Here is an 11631-nt window from a genome sequence, read left to right as displayed (position 1 = left end):
CGCTCAAGTGCGTCTACCTCGCCGTGATGGCGCTGGACCCCACCGGCAAGGGACGAGCACGTTGGACGCAGCGCTGGAAGGGTGCCCTGAACGCGTTCGAGATCACCTTCGACGGTCGGCTCTCCGCCGGCCGCCGATACTGAGAGTCAAACAACCATGAGATACACCGTTAGCTTGACAGACCCGGTCCTTGGCTGACCTCACCGTCGAATGGCGGGAGCGCGCCACGAAGTCGTTGGGGCGGGATGCGACGACGTGGGCGCGCGAGGTGACCGACAACGACAAGCCGCTCCTGCTGCGTGCCGACGACGTACCGCTCGATGTCATTGGCGAGATTGGGCGTTCGGTCGTCGAGGTGGTCGGTGAGAAGCGCTCGACCTGGCGACGCTGGAATCTCATGGCCGAGGCATCCCGGCAGACGATGGGCTGGCGCTTCGCCACCATGCACGACCGGGAAGCCATCGTCGCCATGGTTGCCGATGCCGCCGAGTTCGCTTCGCTTCGCTTGACCCCGCCCGAACTCGCCGCCTCGCCCGTCGTGTTCCGTCGTCCCGACGGCACCTCGGTGTTCCGACCGAAAAGCTCGACGGTGTTCACCTCCGAGGCCCAGCTCGCGGCCGAGGACAGACTCCTCGAACGAGCCGCCAACCTCGGCGGGCCGACGGTGCCGCTGTCAACCATTGAGAAGATCACGCGCAGACCCGATGCGGACGGTCGGATGCTCGGCGACGACCAGGCCGACGCCTTGACCCGGATCGCGGTGTCGGGACGGATGCTCGACGTACTGGTCGGTCCCGCCGGGGCGGGCAAGACTACCGCCATGAACGCGCTCCGCCGCGCATGGGAAGCCGAGCACGGCTCCGGTTCCGTCGTCGGTCTCGCGCCGTCAGCGGTTGCTGCTCAGGTTCTCGCTGACGATCTCGGGATCGCGACCGAGAACACGGCGAAGTGGTGGCAGAACCACCTTCTCCACGGCACCACGTTCGAGGCGGGCCAGCTCGTCATCATCGACGAAGCCTCCCTCGCTGGCACCCTGTCACTGGACCGCCTCACCCACCTCGCCCAGGACGCTGGCGCGAAGGTGCTGCTGGTCGGCGACTACGCCCAACTGCAATCCGTGGATGCGGGCGGTGCGTTCGCGATGATCGCCAGAGACCGGGCCGACACCCCCGAACTGGTCGATGTTCACCGCTTCACCCACGCCTGGGAGAAGACCGCCTCGCTCGAGCTGCGTCACGGGCGCACGGCGGCTATCGACAGTTACCTCGCCCACGAGCGCATCACCGACGGCGACGCCAAGGCCATGACCGACGCGGCCTACAACGCCTGGCGCGCCGACCGCGACGCCGGCTTGATCTCCGTGTTGATCGCCGAAACCCACGAAGACGTGACCACGCTGAACCGTCGCGCCCGAGCAGACCTGATCCTCAACAAGACGCTGAACCCCGACCGTGAAGTCGAGCTGCGCGACGGCACCGCCGCAGGCGTCGGCGACACCATCATCACGCGACTCAACAAGCGCGAACTGCGCACCCTGGTCGGGCGGGACTGGGTGCGCAACGGCGACATCTGGACCGTCACCGCCGTCGGCGACGACGGGACCGTCACCATCGCACGCGACTACGGAACCGGCACCACTGTGCGCGACGACGGAACCATCAGGGCTCGCAGGCGTGGACGCAGGTTCGGCGGCAGTATCGTGCTTCCAACGTCGTATGTGGCCGAGCATGTCGATCTCGGCTACGCAGTCACCGCGTACCGCGCGCAAGGCGTCACGACCGACACCGCGCACGTCCTGGTCGAACCGACCTCGACGAGAGAGACCTTCTACGTCGCGATGACCCGAGGACGGCACGCAAACCACGCCTACGTGACCCTCGACCGCTCCGACGACCATGCCCAGCCGCACCCTGGCGACGACCCGCATGCCACCGCGCGAAGCGTGCTCTACGGAGTTCTGCAGCACAGCGGTGCCGAACTCTCGGCGCACGAGACCATCGTCGCCGAGCAGGAGCAGTGGGGCTCGATCGCCCAGCTCGCCGCCGAGTACGAGACCATTGCCGCCGCAGCCCAACACGACCGCTGGGCTGCCCTCGTCCGCTGCTCCGGGCTCACCGACGAACAGGCCGAGAGCGCCATCGAATCCGAAGCATTCGGCCCCCTTGCCGCTGAACTTCGCCGCGCCGAGGCCAACCACCACAACCTTGATGCGCTCTTGCCGCGCCTCGTGGCCGCGCGAGGATTCGATGACGCCGACGACATCGCCGCCGTCCTCCACTACAGGGTCGAGCGGACGACCGCACGTCCAGCAGGCTCAGGCCGGACTCGCAAGCCAGCCCGACTCATCGCCGGCCTCATCCCGCAGGCGCACGGCGTCATCGACGTCGAGATGCGAGCCGCTCTCGACGAGCGAGAGGAACTTATCGAGGCACGCGCCGACGCCACACTCGAAGCCGCACTTGCCGAGGGTGCACCGTGGACGAAGACACTTGGAACGCCGCCCACCGACCGACGACGAGCCACGACCTGGCGCAAGGCCGCCCGCGTAGTCGCGGCCTACCGAGACCGGTACCGCATCACCGACGACGCGCCCATCGGTGCCCCGCCCGAGTCGGCCGCGCAGAAGATCGACGCCGCCCGAGCGCGCTCCGCGCTCGACAAGGTACGTCAGCTGGTCGCTGATGAGAGCCGTCAGGCAGAGGTCGATCTCCAGGCCGTCAGGCGCGACCAGCCCGGGCCTGGGCGCAGCATCTGACCCTTCCCAATGTCATGACTGGGGCGTAGCCTTGAAGGTGAGGCGGATTTCTCCTTACCTTTGGGCCGCTCGCGGCAGACCTTCGGGTCACTCTCCACGCACCGTCTCGACAACGACTCGCGTGTTGAGAGGAGCCCATCATGATCCGCCTACTGTGGACAGCCAGCGCCGAGGTCCGCTATTTCCTGCGTCGCTACATGCCGAGCAACGTCCTGCTCGACCTGATCCGCACCAGGAAGGGGCTGAAGTGGGGCATGCCAGCGATGCTGCTCGCCGGCCCATATCTGGCCATCGCCTTCTGGTGCACCACACTCATCGAGAACGGCCGCCCAGGATGGCTCCACCTCGTGGTCCTGCTCTGCATCTGGAACGCTCTCAAGATGCTGGCCATCGGCCCCGTGAGTGTCGTTCTCCTCGCAAGGGCTCGTGCCCATGAGTATCGCGCGCAGCGGCAGCAGCAGGAGCTCTCCGAGGGTGTGCCACTGGGTGAGCTCGCTCGAAGCTCTCGCTGAGTTCAGGGCCAGTCGTCCTAACTACCGACTGGCCCGCTAGAGCGTGCGAGTCGGAGCAGGCGAAGGCAGACGGACATGCTCCCTGTCGAGTCGCTCTCGTGACACCTGGCACCGTTCCACCAGCTTGGTGAGGTCCGAAGTGTCCGCCACCAAGGACGCGATGCCATCGCGCAGCAAACGATGCGGCCCAACACTCGCGGCGCTCGTGACTGGACCGGGGACGGCACCGACACGTCGGCCGAGCTCGGTGGCCCGCTGGGCAACCAGCAGTGACCCTGATCGCGCGCCCGCCTCGACGATGACCGACGCGGAGGACAGCGCAGCCATCAGTCGTGCGCGGGCGATGACCCGGTGTCGGGTTGGAACGGCACCGGGCGGAACCTCGCTAACGAGAAGGCCGACATCGGCGACGCGATCGAGCAGGTCGCGATGGCCGACAGGGTACGGGCGATCAACTCCGTTGGCGAAGATGGCGATCGTGTCGCCACCTGCGGCGAGCGCGGCCTGGCGCGACGCGCCCTCGATCCCGTAGGCGCCTCCCGCGACGACAACTCGTTCGTCGGCGGCAACGGAGCTGGCGAGTTCCCCGGCGACGTATTCGCCATAGGAGGTACAGGCCCGAGCGCCTGTGATCGTGACAAGATCGCTCACCGGGCGCGAGAGGAAGGACGACGCGCCGCGAGTCCACAGAACGTAGGGGGCGACTTCACCGAGATCATCGACGGCGGTGGGCCAATCGCTATCGCCTGGGATGAGCGCGCGAACGCCCGATTGCTGCACCTGGTCGATGCGCGCGGTCAGTTCCGTTGCGCCTGGCGCGCTGAGGTGGTCGCGCCAGACCTGCGCGTCCACCGGGCTCAGCCCGCCTACTGCACCGTCGTGTTCAGCCAGCCAAAGCGTTTCGACTGCTCCGAGCCTGGACAAGATGCGTCCTGTCACCGGGTCGTTGGGCTCGACGAGCATCGACAGCACCATCCTCGCGGTGCGCTCGTCGCTCGCGACATCACTCAAACTGGCCATCTTCGGTTCCTCTCGGCGTTCGTTACCGACGAGGTGCGCGGACCGAGCCTCGCGGACACCCACCCTGCTCAGGGGTCCTCTCCCGAGTGAGGCGAAACGGGCGCAGCTACGGAGATTCACCCGGCGGACTCCGAAGAACGGCCTATTCGCGGGAGCGTCCGCGTGGCGAACCACGATGTGATCTGTAACGAGTACTATCCGTAACATGAAGCGTCTAGGCAGCCTGAGTGACGTGGGGCTCACCGAGCTTGATCGCGCGTTACGCCATGAACGCCTACGCCGCCGAGAGGCATGGCGAGATTGCGAGCACTGCGACCAAGCCTTCCTCGGACGAGGTGACGCTCGCTTCTGCTCAGCCCGCTGCCGTGTTGCCGCACACCGGGCAAGGAAGGACTCCAATGACTGACAGCCTGCGTGTCATCGGGTCACGCCGATACGGCACACTCTCACCATTGCGATACCCCGGCGGAAAAGCTGCGCTCGCTGGCTTCTTCGCTGACATCATCGACATTCTTGGCATCAAGGACGCCCGCTACATCGAACCCTACGCCGGAGGTGTGGGCGCGGGGATCGCGCTTCTGCGCGAGGGCATCGTCCAACACTTGGTAGTCAACGACATCGACCCAGCCGTCCACGCCTTCTGGAAGTCCGTCGTTGGCAACAACGCAGAGTTCGTAGAAATGGTGGCGTCAACACCACTCACGATCGACGAGTGGCAGCGCCAGCGCGACGTATATCGCTCACGGGACGAGCGCGATGCACTGCGCCTGGGCTTCGCGTTCTTTTTCTTGAATCGAACCAATCGCTCCGGGATTCTGAACGCCGGCGTTATCGGCGGCCAGCGCCAGGAGGGAAAATACAAGATTGATGCGCGATTCAACCGGCTCACACTCGTCGAGCGGTTGACTGCGATCGGTGCTCTAGCGGATCGAATCACGGTCTCTGATCTGGATGGCCGGACTGTGATCCAGCAGTACTCTCACGATGACCGGTCATTCATGTACATCGACCCGCCCTACGTGCAAGCAGGCTCGCAACTCTATCTCAATGCCTTCGACGGACGAGACCACAAGGCACTCTCGACGATCGTCAACTCCGTTGAAAGTGCACACTGGTTGATGACCTATGACACAGCCCCGCTGATCGAGAAACTGTATCGAGATCAGTTCCAGTGCCGACTGGAACTCACCTACTCCGCCAGGTATCCGGGCCAGGCGGAAGAGCTGCTCGTGGCATCCCCGTCTGTCGCGCGGGCGATCAAGTCGTTGCAGACGACGTCTGCGATGGCGGGCGCAACAAGCGCCTAAGCAGCGGGTTCACGACCTTCCATGCCTGCCGGACGTCATCCGCACTCACGGAAGCATCGGCACTGTGCGCGATGAGGTTGAACCACTGGATCGATCCGTGCTTGTGCGCGTTACCCGACTGGATAGCACTAATGCCTGACTTGAGCGACTTCTCTTGTCCATAGGCCTGCACCACGCGCTTGAATACATCGCTCAACTGTCCAGTGGCGGGGGTTGGAGAGCCCTCGAAATGGACCTTGATGGTGGCCTCCAATACTGAGCGCATGAGGATCGCGGCCGCGATAGGGAGATTCGAGAGGCTGATCTTGCGCAACTCGAAGTATCGCAGCTTGAGATTCAGCGGCGCGTTCTCGTAGTCCAGCCCCGACAGATCAAGCGTGTCCTTCGTGTCTGGATGGTTGGGTCCACGGCTGCCCGTGCCGCCAGGAGGGCCGGGTGGGTTCGGAGCAGCACCACTCCCGCCAGTGTTGGGGCCACCGGGCGCGCCGGACGCGCCACCTTGGGACGGCCCGGATGGCGTCGGTTGCACGGGAGGAGTGGGCGGCGCTGGTTGGGGCGGAGCCGCAGTCGATACGCCGTTGAGGCGATCCACCAGGGACTGATACTCCTGGTTGCGCTTCTTGAACTCTGGTGAGCGAGTGTTGAGACGCCCTGCACGGAACTCGCTGACAAGGTACTCCAAAGCATTGAGCTTCTTCTTCGTCAACTTCACAGCGATCTTCTCAGGCGTCGAGGCCCGCGGCAGAAGCATGCCATCCTTGTCGAACTCGACACCGATCGCGGAGGCAATCTCCTTGCTTCGGTAGGCATACTCGAAGGCCGACATCGCCAGGTCGTCACTTGCGGCGTACTGCCGGAGGGTGTGATCGGAGAATGGCGCTGCGCTGAGGAAGCGCCGCATCACGGCCATCCGCATGAACCTGGCAACCTCGACATCCGGGTACTGTGCCTTCACATCGTCGACCGTGGTCTGCTCGTCGACGAGCGAATAGTAGAAGGTTGCCTGCTGATCGCGACTCCAGCGCCTCTTCGAGATGCCGGTGTGCAACCTCGCGACGTGAGGTGCAGCCGTCGCCCGGTCGGGAGCGACGATGACACGGATTCGTTCGGGGAGATTCTCCGCCTCCACTGCGTACCGCTTCAGCAGCGCGCGAATCTCTGCCTCATGGCCGGGCACGATCGTCGGGTCCTGAAGCGCCTTGAGCGCGCTAACTCGACGGTTGCCTTCCAGCACGGTGTATGGGGAGCTACCGCCGGACGCTGATGCCGACGTCACGATCGGGACTTCGTTGTCGAAGTAGCCGTCACGGAGGATCAGGCGCGCCGCTCCGAGGACGTCCTCGGATGCAAACAGGTACTTCAGCGCACCTGCTTCGTCGTCGCGGCGTGTCGGTATGCGGTAGTTCTCCAGGTCGAGAAGGAGCTGTTCGAGGTCGACCTCGACTATCGGTAGCTGCTCGTAAGCCATATCCAGCCCTGCTCTCGTGCTCCGTCCGGCGATCCACGCCCTCGGTGCCGAACTGGCGAGAGCAGTCGTTCGTCTCCAACGGTAGCTGCACGCCTCGCTCTCCGGGCTGAGACACGTCGGGAGCGACGATGTCCGCCGAAACCCTCTGCGCCATCAGCGGCCCAGAGCGGCGCTACGAACTGCTGGCGGACTCATCCGCAATGAGTCCAGCCTCGACCAGTGCTGCGCGCACGGCCTTGCGGTCCACGCCCATCCGGCGGCCGATCGCGCGCATCGAGACGCCCGCGCGTGCGAGGCGCACGGCCTCGGCCTTCTCGTCGATCCCGAGCCCTGGTCGGCGGCTCGGCACGTTGCGGCGACGTAGGTGAGCGAACACGGTGGCGCGGTGGATACCGTACCTCTCGGCGAGGGCCTTGACGCTCATCCCGGCCAGGTAGTCGCCGACGAGCGCATCCACCTCGGAGGCGGTGAGAAAAGTTTGAGCCGTCTCGACAGTCCTCACGACGGGGCCACGATCGTCCTTCGGAGCGGTATCCTGGGGACGTCGGGAGACCTCGTAGACCCCACGGTCTAGGCGGCTGACCAGGATTTTTGTCTTGGGGGCGGAGTTGCCGAACGTGCTACTCAGGCACCCCGGCGAAATCCCGTCCCGGCCTGAGGCCCGGGGCGGGTTTTCTGCGTCTGCCCCTCCTCACACCGCGAGGTCGCGGGCGGCGAACGCTCGATACGTCGTGGCGATCGCGGCCCCCACGTTGTCGTCGTAGTAGAAGACCTCGGACGGCAGGTAGCCGACCTGTTGGCGGATCTCGAGGCCGGAGGTCGTGATGTCCTTGCCGAAGACGGTCGCGGTGCCGCTGGTGGGGTGGATGAGCCCGAGCAGGTTCTGATGGACGTCGACTTGCCGGCGCCGTTTGGGCCGATGAACCCGCACTCTGGTCAGGGCCCCGTCGGCGTTCTAGCATTCCGCCCATGATGCGTCTGCGCCGCGCCGACCCCCGCTCGCCGGGGCTCACCCGCCGCCGTCACGGCAAGGGTTTCAGCTACCGCGACGCCGACGGCCGTCCGGTGCCGCCCGACGACGTCGAGCGGATCCGGTCCCTCGCCATCCCACCGGCCTGGACCGACGTGTGGATCTGCCCGCACCCCAACGGCCACCTGCAGGCGGTGGGCACCGACGACGCGGGGCGCCGCCAGTACCTCTACCACCCGGAGTGGCGCCGCCGCCGGGACCGGTCGAAGTTCGACCGCGTGGCCGAGGCCGCGCGGCACCTCCCGACCGCCCGGCGTCGCATCGAGCGCGACCTCCAGGCCGACGGCCTGCCGATGGAGCGCGCCGCCGCGTGCGCCGCCCGGCTCCTGGACGTCGGGTACTTCCGCATCGGCAACGACGCCTACAGCGACGCGCACGGATCGTTCGGGTTGACGACGCTCGAGCGCCGACACGTCCGGCGGCGTGGCGACGTCATGGTGTTCCGGTTCACCGGCAAGTCCGGCGTGGAGCACACGGTGGAGGTCGACGACCCGTCGGCCGTCGCGGTCCTCGAGAAGCTCCGGCGGCGGCGCGACGACAGCCCGCGACTCCTGGCCTTCCGCGACGGCGACGGCTGGCGCGACCTGACCAGCGCTGCGGTCAACGGCTACCTGCGTGACCTGTTCGACGGCGCCATCACGGCCAAGGACTTCCGCACCTGGCACGCGACGGTCATCGCCGCCGCGGCCCTCGCCGACTCCGACGAGCCGGGCGACACCGCCGCCTCCCGCAAGCGCGCGATCCGCGCCGCCGTCGTGGAGGTCGCGGGCTACCTGGGCAACACGCCGACGGTGGCGCGCTCCTCGTACATCGACCCGCGCGTCCTCGACGCCTACGACGCCGGCCTCACCATCGGCGAGGCCACGCGGCGCAGGTACGGCTCCCCCCGGGCCCGGCAGGCGGGCCTGGAGAGAGCCGTCCTCGAACTGCTCAGCTAGAGGCGAAGGGTCAGAACACCGGCCGCCCGCCCGTCACGCCGACGACGGTGCCGCTCACGTACGACGCCTCCGCCGGGCTCGCCAGGAACACGAACGCCCCCGCCAACTCCGACGGCTGCCCGGCGCGACCGAGCGGCGTGTCGCCGCCGAACGTGGGCATGCCGTCACCCGGCTTGGTCGCGGGCTGCAGCGGCGTCCAGATGGGGCCAGGCGCGACCGCATTGACCCGGATGCCCTTCGAGCCCAGGTCCGCGGCCAGGTTGACCGTGAAGTTGTTGATGGCGGCCTTCGTCGCCGCGTAGTCGATCAGCGGCTCTGAGGGGTCGTAGGCCTGGATGGAGCTCACGTTGATGATGCTGGAGCCCTTGCCCAGGTACTTCAGCGCCTGCTGGCTCACCCAGAACAACGCGTAGAGGTTGGTCTTGAACACGCGGTCCATGTCGGAGGTCTTCACGTCGGCGAGGCCGCTGTCGCGGCGGGCCCACTGGAACCCGGCGTTGTTGACGACGATGTCGAGACCGCCCATGCCGGCGGCGGCGTCGTCGACGATCTTGCGGGCGACGGTCTCCTCCGTCAGGTCGCCCGGCACCAGCACGCACGTGCGGCCGGCCTTCTCGACCCACGCCTTGGTCTCCTCGGCGTCGGACTGTTCCTCGGGCAGGTAGTTGATGGCGACGTCGGCCCCCTCGCGGGCGTACGCGATCGCGACCGCGCGGCCGATGCCGGAGTCACCGCCGGTGATGAGGGCCTTGAGGCCGGCGAGACGGTCGCGGCCGACCCAGGTCTGCTCACCGTGGTCCGGGGTGGGCTCCATGGGCGGGGTCAGGCCGGGGGGCTGCTGCTCCTGGGCGGGGAAGCCGCCCTTCTCTCCGGCGAGCTTCTGAGCCTGCTTGTCCACTGCGTAAAGGTCATCACTCATGCACACCAGTCAAGACGACGATGTCGCGGAATTCCAGCAATCGGCGAAAAAGCCGCACGGCCCCCGCCCGTGAGGACGGAGGCCGTGCGTGTCAGTGGTACACCACCAGGGACTCGAACCCTGAACCCGCTGATTAAGAGTCAGCTGCTCTGCCAGTTGAGCTAGTGGTGCGCGCGAGGAATAACTCTAGACGCTGTCTCGCCGACGTGTCCAATCGGCCCCTCCCGCACTCTCGCTTGACTCCTATATCGATGCCCCTCAATATTGAGCCATGTCGATATGCGAGCCGGGCGTCCTCCCCGATCCCCTCTCTTCGGAGCGGACCGCGGCGTTGACCGGGACCCTCAAGGCGCTGGCTGACCCGGTCCGGCTGCGGATGCTCGCCATGATCGCGGCGGACCCCCGGGGCGAGGCCTGCGGGTGCGACTTCAGCCAGGCGATCGAGTTGTCGCAACCAACGCTGAGCCACCACCTCAAGGTGCTCTACGAGGCGGGACTTGTGTCCCGGCGGAGGGAAGGGACGTGGACCTACTACCGGGTCGCTCCCCCCGCCCTCACCGATGTGGCGGACCAGCTCCGCGCACTGACCCAGGGCAGCGTCCCCCAGGTGCACGACTCGGCCCACCTGGACCTGCCCTCGGACGGCACGGTCGAGCACGTCCTGACGCGCGGCATCGATGAACTCGCCCACAGGTTCACCGGGATCTTCGCCCGCGAGACGGTCGACCGGTACGTCCACGAGTCGTTCCAGACGCTCTACCGCACCGCCCGGATCAAGACATTCGTGCCGATCATGGCGGTCCGCTTCGCCGGCGAGCGCCTGACCGCCCTGGCGCAGTCCCGCGGACATCTGCCGAAGGCCGTCCCCGAGGTGCTGTTCGTCTGCACCCACAACGCGGGACGCTCCCAAATGGCTGCCGCGCTGCTGGCCGCCATGGCCCCGGGGAAGGTCCACGTGCGGTCGGCCGGCTCCTTACCGGCCGCGGATGTCAACCCCGCCGTCGTCGAGGCGCTGGCGGAGCTGGGCCTGGACATCGGCGACGAGTTCCCCAAGCCCCTCACCGACGACGTGGTCCGCGCGGCGGACGTCGTCGTGACGATGGGATGCGGCGACTCCTGCCCCCTGTACCCCGGGAAGCGCTACCTGGACTGGGATCTGCCCGATCCGGCCGGCCGCCCCGTCGACGAGGTGCGCGAGGTCCGCGACCGCATCTCGGCCAAACTCACCACCCTGCTCGCCGAGCTGGGTATCGCCACCCACTGAAAGGTCCCGCATGTCCGACAAGCCCAGCGTCCTGTTCGTCTGCGTCCACAACGCCGGCCGGTCCCAGATGGCCGCCGGCTACCTGCGCCACCTGGGCGCCGGCCGCATCGAGGTCCGCTCCGCCGGGTCCGCGCCCGCCGACACTGTCAACCCCGCCGCCGTCGCCGCCATGGCCGAGGAGGGCATCGACATCTCGGCCGAGCAGCCCAAGATCCTCACCACGGAGGCCGTCGAGGTGTCCGACGTCGTCGTCACCATGGGCTGCGGCGACACCTGCCCGTTCTACCCCGGGAAGCGCTACGAGGACTGGACGCTCGACGACCCGGCCGGACAGGGCCTCGAGGCCGTCCGCCCCATCCGCGACGAGATCCGCCGTCGCGTGGAGGCACTCATCGAGGAGCTGGTTCCGGCGAGCTGA

The 11631-nt window shown here is 67.0% G+C and carries 11 protein-coding genes and 1 tRNA gene; 6 read left to right on the top strand and 6 right to left on the bottom strand.

Translation table 11 applies throughout. From position 1 onward, the window contains the following. The first annotated feature begins 190 nt into the window (after positions 1–190). Both ACFQPD_RS05810 and ACFQPD_RS05805 read left to right on the top strand, forming a co-directional pair. Positions 191–2755 carry an ATP-dependent RecD-like DNA helicase gene (locus ACFQPD_RS05810; RefSeq protein ID WP_385899359.1) on the top strand — a complete coding sequence of 855 codons (2565 nt, stop codon included), beginning with the start codon at positions 191–193 and terminating at the stop codon, positions 2753–2755. A gap of 140 nt (positions 2756–2895) precedes the next feature. Beyond that, positions 2896–3267, top strand: a complete 372-nt coding sequence (locus ACFQPD_RS05805) for a sulfate permease (RefSeq protein WP_317839370.1) — start codon at positions 2896–2898, stop codon at positions 3265–3267. 36 nt (positions 3268–3303) lie between these two features. Here ACFQPD_RS05805 and ACFQPD_RS05800 read toward each other — a convergent pair whose 3' ends face one another. Continuing rightward, on the bottom strand, positions 3304–4287 hold the full coding sequence (locus tag ACFQPD_RS05800) for a DNA-processing protein DprA (RefSeq protein ID WP_385899356.1): 984 nt from the start codon (positions 4285–4287) through the stop codon (positions 3304–3306). Between the two features lie 266 nt (positions 4288–4553). Between ACFQPD_RS05800 and ACFQPD_RS05795 the strand changes: the two genes are divergently transcribed. Then, positions 4554–5594, top strand: a complete 1041-nt coding sequence (locus tag ACFQPD_RS05795) for a DNA adenine methylase (protein WP_300148879.1) — start codon at positions 4554–4556, stop codon at positions 5592–5594. Here ACFQPD_RS05795 and ACFQPD_RS05790 read toward each other — a convergent pair. From ACFQPD_RS05790 to ACFQPD_RS05780, 3 genes are all read right to left on the bottom strand, one after another. Then, the gene (locus tag ACFQPD_RS05790; protein ID WP_073186125.1) at positions 5545–7062 is read right to left on the bottom strand and encodes a hypothetical protein; all 1518 of its coding nucleotides are present in this window, start codon (positions 7060–7062) and stop codon (positions 5545–5547) included. The two genes, ACFQPD_RS05795 and ACFQPD_RS05790, sit on opposite strands and share 50 nt — an antisense overlap. Positions 7063–7234: 172 nt before the next feature. Further along, positions 7235–7564 (bottom strand): hypothetical protein, encoded by a 330-nt coding sequence (locus ACFQPD_RS05785; RefSeq protein WP_245787872.1) that lies wholly within the window; start codon positions 7562–7564, stop codon positions 7235–7237. Between the two features lie 189 nt (positions 7565–7753). Continuing rightward, positions 7754–7993 (bottom strand): hypothetical protein, encoded by a 240-nt coding sequence (locus ACFQPD_RS05780; protein WP_068750932.1) that lies wholly within the window; start codon positions 7991–7993, stop codon positions 7754–7756. Positions 7994–8031: 38 nt separating this feature from the next. Here ACFQPD_RS05780 and ACFQPD_RS05775 point away from each other — a divergent pair, with 38 nt between their 5' ends. Beyond that, the gene (locus ACFQPD_RS05775; RefSeq protein ID WP_385899353.1) at positions 8032–9030 is read left to right on the top strand and encodes a DNA topoisomerase IB; all 999 of its coding nucleotides are present in this window, start codon (positions 8032–8034) and stop codon (positions 9028–9030) included. A 10-nt stretch (positions 9031–9040) separates the two neighbouring features. Here the strand turns inward: ACFQPD_RS05775 and ACFQPD_RS05770 are convergent, their stop codons facing one another. Both ACFQPD_RS05770 and ACFQPD_RS05765 read right to left on the bottom strand, forming a co-directional pair. Then, positions 9041–9949 carry an SDR family oxidoreductase gene (locus tag ACFQPD_RS05770; RefSeq protein WP_385899351.1) on the bottom strand — a complete coding sequence of 303 codons (909 nt, stop codon included), beginning with the start codon at positions 9947–9949 and terminating at the stop codon, positions 9041–9043. 95 nt (positions 9950–10044) lie between these two features. After that, positions 10045–10120: transfer RNA gene (locus ACFQPD_RS05765), tRNA-Lys, on the bottom strand. Between the two features lie 100 nt (positions 10121–10220). Here ACFQPD_RS05765 and ACFQPD_RS05760 point away from each other — a divergent pair. Beyond that, positions 10221–11213, top strand: coding sequence for a metalloregulator ArsR/SmtB family transcription factor (locus ACFQPD_RS05760; RefSeq protein WP_385899348.1), 993 nt, complete (start codon positions 10221–10223; stop codon positions 11211–11213). Between the two features lie 10 nt (positions 11214–11223). After that, positions 11224–11631, top strand: coding sequence for an arsenate reductase ArsC (locus ACFQPD_RS05755; RefSeq protein ID WP_068750926.1), 408 nt, complete (start codon positions 11224–11226; stop codon positions 11629–11631).

Origin of the sequence: Tessaracoccus sp. O5.2 (genome assembly GCF_964266725.1) — a bacterium.
GTDB lineage: Bacteria > Actinomycetota > Actinomycetes > Propionibacteriales > Propionibacteriaceae > Arachnia > Arachnia lapidicapta.
This window is presented reverse-complemented; position numbering and strand designations above follow the sequence as displayed.